Annotated in this window: 15 protein-coding genes; 2 read left to right on the forward strand and 13 right to left on the reverse strand. The window is 62.6% G+C overall.

Annotation, left to right across the window (positions count from 1 at the left end):
• Nucleotide 1: 1 nt before the first annotated feature.
• The 12 genes from nirD to AB6802_RS16230 form a co-directional block, all read right to left on the reverse strand.
• Nucleotides 2–331, reverse strand: a complete 330-nt coding sequence (nirD, locus tag AB6802_RS16175; RefSeq protein WP_371011137.1) for a nitrite reductase small subunit NirD — start codon at nt 329–331, stop codon at nt 2–4.
• Between the two features lie 5 nt (nt 332–336).
• On the reverse strand, nt 337–2,787 hold the full coding sequence (gene nirB, locus AB6802_RS16180; RefSeq protein ID WP_371011138.1) for a nitrite reductase large subunit NirB: 2,451 nt from the start codon (nt 2,785–2,787) through the stop codon (nt 337–339).
• A gap of 4 nt (nt 2,788–2,791) precedes the next feature.
• Entirely contained in the window at nt 2,792–3,589 is a 798-nt protein-coding gene (locus AB6802_RS16185) for an ABC transporter ATP-binding protein (RefSeq protein ID WP_371011139.1), read from the reverse strand.
• A gap of 10 nt (nt 3,590–3,599) precedes the next feature.
• Nucleotides 3,600–4,490 carry a nitrate ABC transporter permease gene (ntrB, locus tag AB6802_RS16190; RefSeq protein ID WP_371011140.1) on the reverse strand — a complete coding sequence of 297 codons (891 nt, stop codon included), beginning with the start codon at nt 4,488–4,490 and terminating at the stop codon, nt 3,600–3,602.
• 72 nt (nt 4,491–4,562) lie between these two features.
• Nucleotides 4,563–5,879 (reverse strand): CmpA/NrtA family ABC transporter substrate-binding protein, encoded by a 1,317-nt coding sequence (locus tag AB6802_RS16195; protein WP_371011297.1) that lies wholly within the window; start codon nt 5,877–5,879, stop codon nt 4,563–4,565.
• 339 nt (nt 5,880–6,218) lie between these two features.
• A complete protein-coding gene (locus tag AB6802_RS16200; RefSeq protein ID WP_371011298.1) occupies nt 6,219–7,457 on the reverse strand; it encodes a CmpA/NrtA family ABC transporter substrate-binding protein in 1,239 nt (412 codons plus the stop codon).
• Nucleotides 7,458–7,459: 2 nt separating this feature from the next.
• On the reverse strand, nt 7,460–8,062 hold the full coding sequence (locus AB6802_RS16205) for an ANTAR domain-containing response regulator (protein WP_371011141.1): 603 nt from the start codon (nt 8,060–8,062) through the stop codon (nt 7,460–7,462).
• Between the two features lie 411 nt (nt 8,063–8,473).
• Nucleotides 8,474–9,529 carry an ABC transporter ATP-binding protein gene (locus AB6802_RS16210; protein ID WP_371011142.1) on the reverse strand — a complete coding sequence of 352 codons (1,056 nt, stop codon included), beginning with the start codon at nt 9,527–9,529 and terminating at the stop codon, nt 8,474–8,476.
• Between the two features lie 26 nt (nt 9,530–9,555).
• On the reverse strand, nt 9,556–10,311 hold the full coding sequence (locus tag AB6802_RS16215) for a ribonuclease activity regulator RraA (protein ID WP_371011143.1): 756 nt from the start codon (nt 10,309–10,311) through the stop codon (nt 9,556–9,558).
• Nucleotides 10,312–10,354: 43 nt separating this feature from the next.
• On the reverse strand, nt 10,355–11,233 hold the full coding sequence (locus AB6802_RS16220; protein ID WP_371011144.1) for a carbohydrate ABC transporter permease: 879 nt from the start codon (nt 11,231–11,233) through the stop codon (nt 10,355–10,357).
• Nucleotides 11,230–12,153 carry a carbohydrate ABC transporter permease gene (locus AB6802_RS16225; RefSeq protein ID WP_371011299.1) on the reverse strand — a complete coding sequence of 308 codons (924 nt, stop codon included), beginning with the start codon at nt 12,151–12,153 and terminating at the stop codon, nt 11,230–11,232. Before AB6802_RS16225 ends, AB6802_RS16220 begins: the two co-directional genes overlap by 4 nt.
• Nucleotides 12,154–12,155: 2 nt before the next feature.
• A complete protein-coding gene (locus AB6802_RS16230) occupies nt 12,156–13,436 on the reverse strand; it encodes an extracellular solute-binding protein (RefSeq protein WP_371011145.1) in 1,281 nt (426 codons plus the stop codon).
• Between the two features lie 368 nt (nt 13,437–13,804).
• Between AB6802_RS16230 and AB6802_RS16235 the strand changes: the two genes are divergently transcribed.
• Entirely contained in the window at nt 13,805–14,500 is a 696-nt protein-coding gene (locus AB6802_RS16235; RefSeq protein ID WP_371011146.1) for a FadR/GntR family transcriptional regulator, read from the forward strand.
• 82 nt (nt 14,501–14,582) lie between these two features.
• Here the strand turns inward: AB6802_RS16235 and AB6802_RS16240 are convergent, their stop codons facing one another.
• Complete coding sequence (locus AB6802_RS16240; RefSeq protein ID WP_371011147.1) at nt 14,583–15,569, reverse strand: aldo/keto reductase; 987 nt, start codon at nt 15,567–15,569, stop codon at nt 14,583–14,585.
• 295 nt (nt 15,570–15,864) lie between these two features.
• Between AB6802_RS16240 and AB6802_RS16245 the strand changes: the two genes are divergently transcribed.
• On the forward strand, nt 15,865–17,022 hold the full coding sequence (locus AB6802_RS16245; RefSeq protein WP_371011148.1) for a mandelate racemase/muconate lactonizing enzyme family protein: 1,158 nt from the start codon (nt 15,865–15,867) through the stop codon (nt 17,020–17,022).
• Nucleotides 17,023–17,036 lie beyond the last annotated feature (14 nt).

Here is a 17,036-nt window from a genome sequence, read left to right on the forward strand (position 1 = left end):
TTCAGGCCGCGCGGCTGGCCAGCGCTTCCAGCGCGATGAACAGATGCTCGCCCTCGATCCGCACGGGAATGGTGCGCACTGCGCCCTCGTCGGCGCCGAGCGCCCTCCCGGTCTCCAGCGAAATGACCCAATTGTGCAAGGGACAGGTCACCGCCGTGCCGTGCACGATGCCCTGGCTGAGCGGCCCGCCTCTATGCGGGCAGTGATCGTCGATGGCATAGACCTGATCGTCCTGGGTGCGGAAGACCGCGACCTTGCCTTCAGGTGTGTAAACGCAGCGCGCCCCACGGCGTGGGATGTCGGAGAGCGGGCCAATGGCGATCCAGTTCATGGTGGTCACTCCGCCGCCTCGGCAAACCCGACCGAAGCCATCGGCCGGAACTCGTGCTTGTCCTTGCCGGAAACGCGCTCCGACCAGGGGTCGACCTGGGCGAATTTCTGGCTGAAGACGAAGCGGTCGTAATAGGCCTTGCGCTTCTCGCCATCGTCCATGATCTGGCGCTTGATCTCGGGAATGCCGATGCGCTTGGCCCATTTGTAGATGCGTTCGAGATAGCGGCCCTGCTCGCGGTACATCTGCGTCAGCGCCACGATGTGCTCCAGCGCCTCGTCTTCCGTCTTCACAAGGCCGAGCACCTCGGTGCCCTTGATGTCGAGTCCGGCGGCTCCGGCGAAATGGATTTCGTAGCCACTGTCGACGCAAATCACGCCGACATCCTTGCACGTTGCCTCGGCGCAGTTTCTCGGGCAGCCCGACACAGCCATCTTGACCTTGGCGGGCGTCCACGAGCCCCACATGAATTTCTCGATGCGGATGCCGAGCCCGGTCGAATCCTGCGTGCCGAAGCGGCACCAGTCGGAGCCGACGCAGGTCTTCACGGTGCGCAGCCCCTTGGCATAGGCATGGCCGGAGACGAAGCCGGCCTGGCCGAGATCGGCCCACACCGCCGGCAGATCCTCCTTGCGGATGCCGAGCATGTCGATACGCTGGCCGCCGGTGACCTTGACCATCGGGATCTCGAACTTGTCGACGACATCGGCGATAGCGCGCAGTTCCGCGGCGTTTGTCACTCCGCCCCACATGCGCGGCACCACCGAATAGGTGCCGTCCTTCTGGATGTTGGCGTGGACGCGTTCGTTGATGAAGCGTGACTGGTAGTCGTCGGCGTAGTCATCCGGCCAGTCGCAGACGAGGTAGTAGTTGAGAGCGGGGCGGCATTTGGCGCAGCCGCAGGAGGTCGTCCATTCCAGTTCCTGCATGACGGCAGGAATGGTCTTCAGACCCTTGGCGATGATCAGTCTTCGCACTTCGTCATGGCCGAGCGTCGTGCAGCCGCACATCGGTTGCACGGCGGCCGGGTTGTACTTGTCGCCGATCGTCAGCACCATCAGCTCTTCGACCAGTCCGGTGCACGAGCCGCAGGAGGCCGAAGCTTTGGTGTGGGCGCGTACATCGTCCAGCGAGGTCAGGCCTTTGCCCGTGATCGCGCCGGTGATCTTGCCCTTGCAAACGCCGTTGCAGCCGCAGATTTCCGCATCATCCGGCAAGGCTGCAACGGCCGCCATAGGGTCCAGCGGGGCACCCCCCTGGTATGACTGGCCGAAGATCAACGTATCGCGCATTTGCGAGATGTCGGTCTGCTTCTTCTTGAGGTCGTTGAACCAGGCGCCGTCCGCAGTCTCGCCGTAAAGCACGGTGCCGATGATGCGGTTGTCCTTGAGCACTAAGCGCTTGTAGACGCCGGCGGCGGCATCACGCAGCACGATCTCGTGGCGGTCCTCCCCCTCGGCGAAGTCACCGAGCGAGAACAGGTCGATGCCAGTGACCTTCAGCTTGGTCGGCGTGTCCATATGGACGAAGGCCGCCGCTTTGTTGCCGGCAAGCTGGCTTGCCGCGACACGCGCCATCTCGTAGAGCGGCGCGACCAGCCCATAGACCTGGCCGTTGACCTCGGCGCATTCGCCGAGCGCGTAGATGTCAGGGTCGTTGCTGCGCATGCCGGCGTCCACGACGATGCCTCTGTTGACGGCGATGCCCGCTTCTTTGGCCAGCGCCGAATTCGGCCTTATGCCGACGGCCATGACCACCAGCGTCGCCGGGATGATGGTGCCGTCGGCAAGTTCCACCTGCTCGACCTTGCCGTTGCCCGTGATCGCCTGCGTGTTGGCCTTGGTGATGACCTTGATGCCGCGCTGTTCGACGGCGCGCTGCAAGAGATAGCCGGCGGCCGGATCGAGCTGGCGCTCCATCAGCGTCGGCATCACATGCAGCACGGTGACGTCCATGCCTTGCGCGTTGAGGCCGGCTGCCGCCTCCAGCCCGAGCAGGCCGCCGCCGATGACCACGGCCTTGGCCCGCGACTGGGCGGCCAGCATCATGGCCTGGACGTCGTCGAGATCGCGATAGGTGAGCACGCCCGGCAGATTGTGGCCCGGTACCGGAATGATGAACGGCACCGAGCCGGTGGCGATGACCAGCTTGTCATAGGGCTCGGTGACGCCGTGATCTGAGGTGACGGTCTTGGCCGTCCGGTCGATGGCGACTATTCTGTGGCCCTTATAGAGGGTGATGTTGTTGGCGATGTACCAGCCATCGCCATGGATGATGATTTCATCAAAGGCCTTTTCGCCGGAGAGCACCGGCGACAGCATGATGCGGTCGTAATTGACGCGCGGCTCGGCGTTGAAGATGGTGACGGTGTAGCGCTCCGGCGCCTGTTCCAGCAGGTGCTCCAGCATGCGCCCTGGGGCCATGCCGTTGCCGATGATGACGAGTTTTTCGCTCATGGCGTTACTCCGCGGCTTCGACGAAGCGGTGGCGTTCGTAGAGGAACTTCAACACCGCCTCGCGGCAGCGCAGGAAGGTGCGGTGGGAAGAAAGCTCGACGCGCCGGCGCGGCCGCGCCAGCGGCACGGGCAGCACCTCGCCGATGGTGGCCGCCGGGCCGTTGGTCATCATGACGATACGGTCGGACAACAGCACCGCCTCGTCGACATCGTGGGTGATCATGATCGTCGTCGAGCCGAGCCTGGAATGGATGTCCATCACCGCGTCCTGCAAATGGGCGCGCGTCAGCGCGTCGAGCGCGCCGAACGGCTCGTCGAGCAGCAGAATCTTCGGCTCCATGGCGAGCGCCCGGGCAATGCCGACGCGCTGCTTCATGCCGCCCGATATCTCCGCCGGACGCTTGTCCCTGGCATGCGCCATCTGCACCAGGTCGAGATTGCGCATGATCCAGTCATGCCGCTCGGCCTTGGTCTTGCTACGGCCGAAGACTTTCGACACCGCCAGGTTGATGTTTTCGTAGACGGTCAGCCAGGGCAGCAGCGAGTGGTTCTGGAACACCACGGCGCGCTCCGGTCCGGGGCTGTCGACTTCCTTGTTTTCGAGCAGCACGGCCCCGGCGGAGACTTTGGTCAGGCCGGCGATCAGGTTGAGCAAGGTCGACTTGCCGCAACCGGAGTGGCCGATGATGGAGACGAATTCGCCCTTGTCGATGGTCAGCCTGATATCCCTCAGCACGTCGCTGACCTGGCCGCCGCGGGCGAAGGATTTGTCGATATGGTCGAGTTTCAGATAGGCGGTCATGGCGCTTTCCTCACTTTGCCGTCGTGCCACGGGTGACGAAGGCGCCGACGCCAGCGACCATGCGGTCGAGGCAGAAGCCGGTGACGCCGATATAGGCGAGCGCGACGATGATGTCGGGCAGCCGCGACGAGTTCCACGCGTCCCAGATGAAGAAGCCGATGCCGACGCCGCCGGTCAGCATTTCGGCGGCGACGATGGCGAGCCAGGACAGGCCGATGCCGATCCTGAGACCCGTGAAGATGTACGGCGCTGCGGCAGGCACCATGATCTTGACGAAGAACTCGAATGGGTTGAGCCGCAGGATGCGGGCGACGTTGCGGTAATCCTGCGGGATGTTGCGCACGCCCACGGCGGTGTTGATGATGATCGGCCAGATCGAGGTGATGAAAATGACGAACAGCGCCGACGGGCTTGAATCGCGGAATGCCGCCAGCGACAGCGGCAACCAGGCCAATGGCGGCACGGTGCGCAGGATCTGGAACACCGGATCGAGGCCGCGCATCGCCCAGATCGACTGGCCGACCAGCGCGCCGAGCGCGACGCCAACGACCGCCGCCAGGCCAAAGCCGATAGCGACGCGTTGCAACGAGATCAGCACCCGCCAGGCCAGCCCGATATCCTGCGGGCCGTTGTTGAAGAACGGATGCGCAATCAGATCATAGGCTTCGTTCCATACCTGGCTTGGCGGCGGCAGGCTCGACGTGGGCGACGAGCAGGCGACCTGCCAGACAACGAGCATGAGGGCGATGACGATAATCGGCGGCACCAGCGTGCCCGCCAGTTTGCCGGCGATGGCGAGCGGCTTGAAGCTACGCCGCGCCTTGGCGGTGAAGGCGATCACCTCCGCCGGTTTGGCGGGGAACGCCTTCACCTTGGTATCCTCGATAGTCTGGATCGACATGTCTGGGAAAAACTCCTTGGGCGGACCCTGGGTCGGTGTGGGCGACAAACGGTGCGATGCGCCGTTTGCGCGTCAAGCCGAAACCTTGATCTTCAGGCTGTCGAGATAGGCGGACGGGTTGGCCGCATCGAAGATCTTGCCGTCGAAGAAGGTCTCGACACCGCGCGACGAGGATGCCGGAATGTCGGCCGCCGCCACGCCGAGATCCTTGGCCGCCTCGCGCCACAGATCCTCTCGGTTGACCTGATCGACCAGCGCCTTGATGTCGGTGGTCGGCGCGAATTTGCCCCAACGGATGTTCTCGGCGAGGAACCAGGAGTCATGGCTCTTGAAGGGATAGGAGACGCCGCCTTTCCAGAACTTCATGTAGAGGTCGGTTCCAGAGGCGACGCGGCCGTTGCCGTAGTTGATGTCGCCCTTGAGGCGGCCGATGATGTCAGGGACCGGCACGTTCATCCATTGCCGCTTGCCGATGATGGCGGCCATCTCGTCCTTGTTCTCCTTGGCCTCGCACCATTGCTGGGCTTCCATGACGGCCATCAGGATCGCCTTGGTGGCGTTCGGGTATTTCTCGATGAATTCGGCGCGAAGGCCGAGCGCCTTTTCGGGATGGCCCTTCCACAATTCGCCTGTCGTGGCGGCGGTAAAGCCGACGCCCTGGTGGACGAGCTGCTCGTTCCAAGGCTCACCGACGCAGAACACGTCCATGTTGCCGACCTTCATGTTGGCCACCATCTGCGGTGGCGGCACAACGATGGTCGAGACATCCTTGTCGGGATCGATACCGCCGGCGGCGAGCCAGTAGCGCAACCACAAATCGTGGGTGCCGCCCGGAAAAGTCATGGCGGCCTTGACCTCCTTGCCGGCCGCCTTCTTGGCGGCGAAGGCGTCCTTCAGCTTGGAGGCATCCAGGCCGACACCGGTGGCGGCATATTCCTGGGCAACCGAAATGCCCTGGCAGTCGTAGTTGAGCCGCGCCACGATCGCCATCGGCATCGGCTGGTTGTTCTGCGTCACCTTGCCGGTGTGCATCAGGTAAGGCAGCGGCGTCAGGATGTGAGCGCCGTCAATGCCGTTGGCGGCGCCGCCGAGGATGAGATTGTCGCGTGTCGCGCCCCAGGAGGCCTGCTTGAGCACCTCGACATCGGGCATGCCATGTTTGGCGAACAGCCCCTTCTCCTTGGCGATCATCAGCGGCGCGGCATCGGTCAGCGCTATGAAGCCAAGCTTGGCGCCGGTGACTTCCGGCGCAGCGGTGGCGGCATAGGCGCCGGAGGGGAAGAGCTTGCGGGCCGCGACGAACAGGCCCGCCGTCATCGCACTGCTGACAAGAAAATCGCGACGCGTCATGTCCTTGAGCGATGTTCCCGTGCCGATCCATTTGTTCATCGTCTTCTTCATCGTCGTCTCCGGTTGAACGCGATTCCAAAACAAAAAAGCCGCCGGCCAGGTCTTCGCGCCCGAGAGACCGGGAGCGCGTTTTGACCTGAGCGGCAGCTTTGCCTGTGGCGCCCGTCATTGGACGCCTGTTCCGTGACCCGTGAAGGGCCTGATTATTTCAAAGCAGGAACCATGCCAGTTTGCGAAGAAAGGAAAAACATAAATGAAATCAGTGGCGCGCGCCCATCGACGGCGTGCCGGACACTGTGGTGGGCAGGCCAAAGATTGTTCATTAGAGCCGCCGCACGCACAATCTTTGTGCAATGCACAAGAATGGCGTGTAAATGATCAGGCTTCCGCGCGGGCCGATTTCTGTCGAGCGATGTAGCTGTCGATCTCATCGGGATCGAAGATCTGGCCGTCGAAAAAACCATCCGGACCGAGCACCAGGCCCGCCCCGGTCGCACCGACCGCGGTGGCGACCTTGAGCGCGCCCTCGACCTTCGCATTGGCGCCAGGCAGCGCGACACCGAGCGGCTTCAGCGCCGAACGGTAGAGGTCGGGCCGGTAGCAGTTTCTGGCGATGGCGAGATTGTCAGGCATATGCGCCACATGCCCCCAGCGCACCATCTGCGTGTAGAACCACAGCGCATGGCTCTTCCAGGGAAAATTGGCCGCCTTGTCGAAGGGCAGGAAGAAATCGTCGATATCCAGCGCCGCCCCGCCGCCCAACTGGAGACGTCCGGTCAGGATCGGCATCTGGACCGCCGGCGGCAGGCCGAGGAAGCCGGGTTGCGCCATCACATCTGCCAATTCGCCGTGGTTGGCCGGATCCTGACACCAGCGCGCCGAGTGATGCAGCGCGCGCAAGAGCGCGGCCAGCGCCTCGGGATTCTCGTCCGCCCAAGCCTTGCGCACGCCGATCACCTTCTCCGGGCTGTTGCGCCATATCTGCGCCTTGACGGTGACGATATGACCGGTGCCGGCAGCGACCGCAGCACTGTTCCAGGGCTCGCCGACGCAGTAACCGTCGATGCGTCCGGCGGCCAGCGCATCGGCCATGAAGGGCGGCGGCACGATGACGATCTCGATTTCACGCGCTGGATCGATGCCGCAGGCAGCAAGCCAGTAACGCAGTTCGTAATTATGCCCGGAATGCGGGTGCACGACAGCGAAGCGCAGCGGATCGCCACCAGCGGCGGCGCGCTCGCGAATGAGCAAGCCCAGTGCAGCCCCGGCACGCGCGGGATCGAGATCGGGTTCGGCGCCATGCTCTGCCATGCCGGCCCAGACGGCGTTGGAGATGGTGACGCAATTGCCGCCGAGCCCGAGCGAGAACGGCACGATGGTCTCGGAAGCGAGCGGCGTCAGCCCGAGATTGCAGGCTAGCGGCATCGGCCCGAGCATATGCGCGAGATCGAAGTGGCCAATGGCGATGCGGTCGCGGATGTTGGCCCAGGACGTCTCGCGGTGCAGCGTCAGGTCAATTCCTTCGTGCGCGGCGAAGCCAAGCTCGCTTGCGGCGACCAGCACGGCGCTGTCGAACAGCGGCATGAAGCCGGCGGTGATCTGGTGCTCGGCGCCCATGCTCATTCGTCCTCCGCCGGCCCCAGCAGCCCGGCGGCAGTCACCAGGCTCTGGGCGATATCGCTGATCTTGCGGTTCTGGTTCATCGCCGTCTTGCGCAGCAGCGTGTAGGCTGCTTCTTCGCTCAATCCGCGCGATTTCATCAGGATGCCCTTGGCACGATCAACCATCTTGCGGCCCTCAAGCTCGCCCCGAACTTCTTCCAATTCGCGCGCCATGCGTGAGAAAGCGTTGAAGCGGCTCACCGCCATGTCGAGGATCGGCTTGACGCGCTCTTGCCTGAGACCATCGACGACATAGGCCGAGACGCCGGCATCGACCGCCGCCTCGATCGAGGCCTGGTCCGATCGGTCGACGAACATGGCGATCGGCCGCTTCACCGCACGCGACAGCTGAAACATGTTCTCCAGCATGTCGCGATTCGGATTTTCGAGATCGATGACGATGACGTCCGGTTCGATCTCGGCGATCCGTCGGGCAATGCCGGTCACGTCATGGATGACGGTGACGTGCTGATAGCCGGCCTCGCGCAAACCGGCCTCGATAATCGCGGCGCGGATGCGGTTTTCGTCGATCACCAACACGGCGAGGGAGGAACGGACCATGCCGGCATTGTGATCAAGTGAAAGAATTGTGCAATGCGGGATGATCAACTGGTACTGAACGGCATCATGGGTCGCTAAGGACAGGTCCATATGATCCCCGCCCATGCCGGCTCCTTCGCAGCCTGTGCGTTACATCGGTTTGCCCAACCCGCGCACGTCTTTCGGCCCAACGCTGTCGGCCGGAGCAGGATGCTCTACCACCTTCGGAGTTAAGCGCTTCGACAAAGTCGAGATGGCTGCTTGCGTAACCGAGCCTGCCGACTTATCAGCCGCAGCAACAAGCCGGAACTGGTGGTTTGATGCGTGGGGCAAGGCGGTAGCGCTCTACCACCATCCCCCACACTCCTTTGACGTCGATGGGGAAAGCATCCTCGCCCAGAAGCGCCTTTGGACCAGCAGTGATTTTCGACTTCAATTTATCCTGGCGCCACTCTGGGCATCGAACAGGTGCACCTTTTGCACCATAATCTCCAGGTTCACCTCTTGATCCGGTTTGAAAAGTGGCTGGTCCCGGATCTCCGTTATCAGATCGACGCCATCAGCGGTTAACGTGATTTCCTGCGCTTCGCCGGTCGGCTCGACCACCTGGACTTTCGCCTTTGCGTGGCTGCCGCCGACAGCGATGTGCTGAGGCCGGATCCCGTAAACCACACCTTGCCTGTCCGCTATCCCTGCCTTGTCCGGCAGAGGCAGGCGCAGGCCTTGCTCGGCAATGAATGCTCCACCCTCGATGCGGCCCCTGATCAGATTCATTTCCGGCGAGCCGATGAAGCTCGCGACAAACAGATTGGCCGGGTTCTCATAGAGCTCCGAGGGGGTGCCAATCTGTTCGATGCGACCTTTGTTCAGCACCACGATGCGGTCGGCGAGTGTCATCGCCTCGGTCTGGTCATGCGTGACGTAGATGCTGGTACGCCCAAGCCGTTGATGAAGCTTCTTGATCTCGGCACGCATCTTCACGCGCAGCTTGGCATCGAGATTGCTGAGTGGCTCGTCGAACAGGAAGGCGGAGGGGTCGCGCACGATGGCGCGGCCCATGGCGACGCGCTGGCGCTGCCCGCCGGACAACTGACGCGGCATGCGGCCGAGCAGATCCTGCAAGCCGAGGATTTCGGCCGCAGCCTTCACCCTGGAGACGATCTCCTCCCTGGGAACCTTGGCCAGGCGAAGGGCGAAGCTCATATTGTCGGCAACGCTCATATGGGGATAGAGCGCGTAGCTTTGGAAGACCATGGCTATGTCGCGCGACTTGGCCGGCATCTCGTCGACGACGCGCCCGCCGATACGGATCTCGCCGGTCGTCTGCTCTTCCAGCCCGGCGATCATGCGCAGCAGCGTTGACTTGCCGCAGCCTGACGGACCGACCAGCACAACAAACTCGCCGCTGGCGATGTCGATATTGACGTCACGCAACACTTCCACCGCGCCGAAGCTCTTGCCGAGCTGTTCTATCTCGATTGCTGACACTTATTGTCCTCCCGTCCGGGCACCGCTCATTTCTGTTGAGCATGCCGCCATGCGCGGTATTCGGCCTCGCCCTCGGGGCTCAGCGGGTAGTATTTTCGCAGGTCTCCTCCTTGCGCCAGGCGCGAGCGCGAAAACTCTTCCCACTCGATATGCGCGCCGGCGAGCTCGACCAGCCTGGCGGCAAGGGCGATCGGAACGACGACCACGCCATCATCGTCGGCGACAATGATGTCGCCAGGAATGACCAGCACGTTCGAGCAGGCGATAGGAACGTTGACGGCGAACGGCACGATGTTGGTCTGGGCGTGGAAGTTCGGCGTGACATCTCTTACCCAGATGCCGATATCGAGCGCTGCTGCCTGAGCGGAATCACGGATGCAGCCGTCGACAACCACGCCGGCCCCGCCGCGCCCGGCGAAATAGGTCAGCATCATCTCACCGAAGATACCGCTGCCGAGGTCGCCGCGCGCATCGACCACAACCATATCGCCCGGCTGGGTGGGATAAAGCACGTGTCGATGAAGCTGCCGCTCCGGCTCCTCATACTCGGTCTCGTTGTAGAGATCCTCGCGCTTCGGCATGCACTGGAGCGTGAGAGCGGGTCCCGCCGCCGTGCGGCCAAGCCTCAGCGGACGCGGGCCTCGTATCTGCGGGTCGCGAATGCCCATCTTATGATAGAGTTCGCTGGCCAGCGTCGCCGAGCCGATCGCCGCAAGCGCGTCGACCAATTGTCTCGGCGGCCGCGAAATATCCGATATCGGCGGTATCTGCTCAGTTCCCATTCCTTGTCCTCCAATCGAGCGCCTTGCGGCGTATGTCCGCCATTCAGCCGCGAACCGCACCGGTGGTGAGGCCCTTGACCAGCAGGCCCTGGGCAAACCAGACGAACACCAGGGTCGGAATGACCATCAGGACGCCGGCAGCCGACATGGCGCCCCAGTCGATGCCGAACTGCGAGACGAAGTTGGTTAGCCCGACCGGCAGCGTCTGCGCGGCCTTGCTCGAGGTCAGGGTCAACGCAAGCAGCAGGTCGTTCCAGGTGAAGAGGAAGGTGATCACCGCGCTGGCGCCGATGCCTGGTGCAATCAGCGGCGCCACGATCTGCACCAGCGTGCGCACGGTGCCGGCGCCATCCGATTGGGCCGCCTCCTCGATCTCTTTCGGCACATCCTGGATGAAGCCCAGAAGCAGCCAGATGGCGACGGGGAGCTTGGCCGCCGTATGGCTCAGGATCAGCGCCCAGACGGTGTCGAGCAGGCCAAAAGCCGCGAACACGGCAAAGAGCGGGATGGCAAGCGCGATGACCGGGATCATGCGCATGATCAAAAGCAGCCCGAAAATCACCATCCCGCCCGGCATCTTGAAGCGTGACAGCGCATAGGCGCAGGGAATGGCCAGCAGATGCACGAGGATGACCGTCGCCACCGAGACGACGACGGTATTCCAGACATAGCCCAACGTGTCGTACTCCGTGAAAACGGAGACGTATTGCGTGAACGTCGCGGTCTCGGGGATGATGTGCACCGGCACTGAAAAGATGTCGGCCGAACTGCGGATCGAAGTCAGGAACAGCCACACCAACGGAAAGACGGTAAGCGCGACGGTAAAGGCCAGCGCCAGATACTGGCCGGCGATCCCCAAGGTGAACCGGCGGCGCCGGCGCTTTGGCCTGGGACGCGCGCTGACGGTTGCGACTTCGGTCATATCGCTCTCCGTTTCGCGATCAGCCACGGTACTCCGTAGAGGAGCCCGAGCACGAACAGCGACATGCCTAGCGCGATGTAGGAGACCGCCGCCGCGTGTCCGAAATCCACCGCCTGAAACGCCAGCAGATAGGAATAGACGGTGAGCAGGTTGGTGGCGCCGCCCGGCCCGCCCTGCGTCATCAGCCAGACGACGTCGAAGGTCCGGAACGTGTCGATGATGCGAAGCATCAGCGCTATCATGATGACCGGACGCATCAGCGGCAGCACGATGTGCCAGAAACGCTGCCATGGCGTCGCGCCGTCCACGGTAGCAGCCTCGAGCGGCTCCTGCGGCAAGGACTGCAGGCCGGCCAGGAACAGCAGCACCATCAATGGCGTGTTCTGCCAGACATCGGCGACGATCACCGAGACAAGCGCCCAGGTCGGGTGGTTGAGCCACGGAATGTCGGGCAGGTTGAACATGCGCAGCAGCGCGTCGACCAGGCCGTATTGAGTGTTGAACAGCCAGCGGAAATTCAGGCCGACGACGGCAGGCGCGATCATCGGCGGCACCAGCAGCAAAGTGCGGGCGAGCCGCATGCCGCGCAATTTGCCGTTGACGAGCACGGCGATCGCCATCCCAGCCACGACTTCTATCGAGATGGAAATGACGCTGAAGATGGTCTGATTTCGCAGCGCCTGGTTGAACTGGCGGCCGAAGAGTTCGTCGGTGTAGTTTGCCGTCCCGATGAAGGGCGCCGAACCGCTCAGATCCCAGCGGAAGAAACTCATGATGAAAGAGTATCCGAGCGGATAGATCAGGATGGCCAGCATGACGAGCAGCGCCGGGCTGGCCAGGAGGTAGCCTCGCTGCCAGGTGTAGGGCAACGGCGAACGTCGCCGACGCCCTGACACCTGGTGGTGCGCAACGGGCGGCATGCTCAATCGTAAGCTCCCGCCCGGCGCATGATCTCCTCAGCCTCGGTGGCCGCCTGGTTGAGCGAGTCTGCCGGAGAGACCTGGTCGGTCAGGGCCTGTTCGATGGCCGAGAACATCAGGGTGCAGACTTTCGAGAAGCCGGCCAGCTTCGGCCATTCCTTGCCGTTGGCTATCGTCGCCTCGAGCTGCTGCAGCCACACGGCCTGGGGGCCCTTTGCCGCCGATATCACTTCCTTGGCGACCGCCTGGCTGCTGGGGAAGTTGGTGAATTGATCGAATTGCAGCCGCTGCGCTTCCGGACCGACCGTATATTTGATGAATTCGACCGCGGCGTCCTTGCGCCCGGATTGCCCGTTTAGCGCCATGGCATGCGAGATGGCGCATGAAATCGCCGCCTTGTCCCTGATGTAGGGCGCCGTCGACCACTTGCCGACGACACGCGAGGTCTCCGGATTGGACAAGGTGGCGAAGGCGCCAGGCCAATCGAAATTGGCATAGACCGTGCCGGCTGAGAATTCGGTCGAATTCTCGTTCCATTGATAGCCGACCGCATCCGGCGGCACGATTTTGTGCTTCTGGATGAGATCGCGGTAGAAAGTGAGGGCCTTGATGCCTGCTTCCGAATTGAAAGCCGGCTTGTTGGCCTGGTCCACCCAATCGCCGCCAGCTTGCCAGAGCAGATCGCTGAAGGTGCGTTGCGCCGGATCGCCCTGCCCCGGCACGACAAGCCCATAGTGGCCATTGCCGGTGAGTTTCAGCCCGACATCGACAAGCTCTTCCCAGGTCTCGGCCGGCTTCAGGCCTTTCTCCTGGTAGATGTCGCTGCGGTAATACTGAACGCGCGAATCCATGTTGCGCGGAATGGCCGCCAGATTTCCGGTTTTGGGGTCGCGCAGATATTTGACCGCCACGGGATAGAATTCGGCCAGTTCGGAGTCGCTGAAATAGCTGTTCAGCGGCGCGAAGTGATTGAAGTAGGAATCGATCTGCGCCGTGTGGGTGCTGTAGACGTCGTATTGGCTCGACCGCGCCGCGCTCAGCGTGACCACCTTCGCCGTCAGCGGCGTGAATTCCAACAGGTCGTAGCGAACCTTGACGCCTGTCTTGGCAGTGAAATCCTGAACGATCTTTTCCCAGTATTTGGGATAGAGCGGGCCGCCGGTGATCAGCAGCGCGGTGATCTCGTTGGCGTCTGCCCTGGCAATCCACGGCGCGGCGAGCGAGCCAGCCGTCACCGCCGCGCTCGCGGCAAGGAATTTGCGTCTCGATAAGTTTGCGGACATCACAATCTCCTCCTTGGTTTGATTGGGCGGCCCATCCAGGGGCGCCGACGACTTTCAACCTTTCCGGCAAATCTTCGGCGGCTTGCTCCTCCCGCCGTGAGACTGCCTGGATTGCTCCCCGAACGACGCATGCGACCCGCGGGCGATTGGGGGGCACCTATGCTTCGCCACGCCATGGTGCTTTACGCGAAGGCGCTTCGGTCCTGATCTCGGACGACGGAAGCCTGGAGGCCGCGGTTGGAAGACCTCCACCGTTCGATCCTCCCTTCCCGCAGGCCGAGTTATAGGCTAGTGAGCGTTTCATGGGTTAAGTTGACTGCATATCTAGCTATCAGCCTATAAGCTTATCAGACAAGTGGATGTTAATGATGGATGCCATGGAGGTCAAGCTTCAAACTTTGCCCAAGCAGGTGGCCGGCGTGCTCGCGCGTCGCATCGCCAGCAGCGGCGTCAGCGGCGGCCAGGGACCGTCGGAGCAGCAGATCCTTCAGGAGTTCGGGGTCTCGCGTGCGGTCGCGCGGGAGGCGCTGAAGATGCTGGCGTCTCTGGATATGATCGAGATCGCGCAGGGACGGCGCGTGGTGCTGCGCCCCGCCGAAGAGTGGGACTATCTCAGCCCATTGCTGATCGACTGGCTGCCGCCCGAGCAGAGCCGCGAGATTCTGGCGGAAGCGCACGCGACGCGCATCATCATCGAACCGGCCATTGCCGCGATCGCGGCCAAGCATATGACCAAGGAAAACCTCGAACGTCTTGGCATCTTGCTCGCGGCGATGTCGGCCAGCGAGGACAATCCGGACGCTTATCTGAAGCTCGACCTGGATTTCCACATGGAGATTTGCCGGGCGGCGCAGAACAGGATCCTCGATCGCTTCATGTATTCGTCCCGGTGGTGGCAGATGGCGAGCAGGCGCATCAGCAACCAGATGCCTCATGCGCTTCCCTCGGCCACCGAAATGCACAGGGCTATCTACGAGGCGCTCGTGGCACGCGATGAAAAGCGGGCGGAAGAAGCAATGCGCCGGCATCTCAAGAAAACCACCGCGGTCGGCTTGCCTCGATGAAGGAGCGGCGCAGCCAGCATTTGCGCTGGCCGCGCTGCGGTGTGTCGGGAGGACACGGCTTGAATCGGGGTAATCCTGGGAACTAGGCTCTCTTCGCTTGCTGTTCCTGGCGCTGCCGCGCGCGAAAACCGAACATGTCGCCCTTGTCCTTGATTTCCGCCCATATGGGCGCGGTAATCTTTTCGATGGCCGCGAGATCCGCGTCGGAAATCGGCCAGCCGGCGCTCTCGACGTTTTCCTCCAGTTCGTTGACCGTGCGCGCACCGACCAGCGGCGAGCTGACGCCTGGCCGGCTGGTGAGCCACTGGATCGCAAGCTGCGGAACCGTTTTGCCATAGCGCGCCGCAATCGGCTTGAGGGCGTCGACGGCATCAACCGCCCGCTCGTAGGTGCCTGGCTGGAACAGCACGGTGGTGCGCCGCTCATCGCCTTCGACGAATTTGGTATCCGGCGACAGCAGCCCGGTGAGCAGCCCCTGGGCGAGACCGCTATAAGGCATGACGCCGATATTGTGCTTACGGCAGTAAGGCAGCGTCTCAACCTCCGCCTCGCGCCACAGCATGTTGTAAGGTGGCTGCAGTACGTCGATGACGCCGTGCTGGCGGGCGCTGTCCATGTCGGCGGTGCTGAAATTCGAAACGCCTACCGCCTTGATCCGCCCTGACGAGCGCAGCCGTTCCATCATCTCCATGGTCGGACCGATCGGAAAATCCGAGTTCGGCCAGTGGACAAAATAGACGTCTACATAGTCCGTCTGCATGCGTTTGAGCGAACCATCGAGCGCCGCCTCGATCGCGGCGGGTTCGAGATGATTGGGCGCCACCTTGGTGGCGATGACCGCCTTGTCGCGGCGGCCGGCCAGCGCCTTGCCGACGACCTCTTCGGCATGGCCATGTCCATAGGCTTCCGCCGTGTCGATCAGCGTGATGCCAAGCTCAAGCGCACGCCTGATCACCCGGATCGATTCCTCATCGTCAGCCGCGCCCCAAAACGCACCGGACATACCCCATGTCCCCAGGCCGATTTCCGATACCTTGACCGGCGACGGTCCGAGCTGTCGCTGTTGCATCCTGTTTCCTCCTGATTGGCCGCATGGTTGGGTTTCACCCACCCGGCCTTTAATTTATACGCTTATATACTCGTCTAACAAGTAGGGTTCGACACCTTTGTAGCGCGCAATCCGGATTCCGGGAATCTATCAAGAAACTCAACGGAATTTGCTCCAATTGCAAAGCGCCTTGAGCAAAATCATCAAGAGGGGGTTTACGTCTCATCGCTCACTCTTGTATGCTTATTAGACAAGTTGTTCCTGAGCTATCCACAGGCGTTTGAAAGCGCGGCGTGCCGTCACGGGAGAGGGTTTTATGAAGATTGTGGACATCAAGACGGCGGTCGTCGCCTATCACGGCAAGGCGACCCTGATCCGCATCGACACGGATGCCGGCATCTCCGGCTATGGAGAGGCGAATCCCGACGCAGGTGCGGCCGCGATCGTCGGGCTGATCTCGGAACTGAAGTCGGAACTCATCGGCCAGGATCCGCGCAATGTCGAATATTGCTGGGACAAGATCCGCCGCGATCACGTCTTTTCCGGCGCGCAGGCCGGCGTCTTTCTGATTGCGCTCACCGGGCTCGAGATGGCGCTGTGGGACGTGGCGGCGAAAGCTGCCGGCCAGCCGCTCTACCGCATGTTCGGCGGCAAGTTCCGCGACCGCATAAGGCTCTATGCCGATTGCGGCGACGGCGATGAGCAATCGGGATCGCCGCAGGGATGCGCGGCGCGCGCGCGCCGCATGGTGGCGGAAGGCTTCACGGCGCTGAAATTCGACATCGACAATCTGCGCCACCCGGCGAAGTTCGACGCGGTGAACCACACCATCAACGGCGCCGAGCTGCGTTTCATGATCGAACGCGTCGCGGCCGTGCGCGACGCAATCGGCCCCGACGTCGATCTCTGCATCGACCTGCACGCGCGCTATGACGTGCTGAGCGCCAGCCGCATAGCCGCCGAGATGGAGCGCTTCAATCTTCTGTGGCTGGAAGAGCCGATCCCGGCGGAAAATGTCGAGGCCTTGAAGCAGATCCGCATGCGGACCAAGACACCGATCTGCGTCGGCGAGAATCTCTATCTGCGCTGGGGTTTCCGGGAGCTCTTCCAGAACTATGGCGCCGACGTCATCATGCCCGACGTGCCGAAATGCGGCGGCCTGGCCGAAAGCCGCAAGATCGCGAATCTCGCCGAGATGTACTACGTGCCGTTCGCGCCGCACCTGGTGTCGACACCGCTGGGCACGATGGCGACATGTCATGTGTGTGCGAGCGTGCCGAACTTCCTGGTGCTGGAATGGCACGCGCTCGAGGAGCGCGAAGCCTGGGACAGCTATGTACGCCTGCCGAACGGCGCCAAGTCGATCGTTGAAGACGGCCACATCGTGGTGCCTGACGTTCCAGGCATCGGCGTCGAGCTCGATATGGATGGTGTGCGCAAGCACGCCGTCCCAGGCTACGGCATCTTCGAATAACGGATGACGGGGTT

Source organism: Mesorhizobium sp. RCC_202 (assembly GCF_041355295.1).
In the GTDB taxonomy this organism is placed as follows: domain Bacteria; phylum Pseudomonadota; class Alphaproteobacteria; order Rhizobiales; family Rhizobiaceae; genus Mesorhizobium.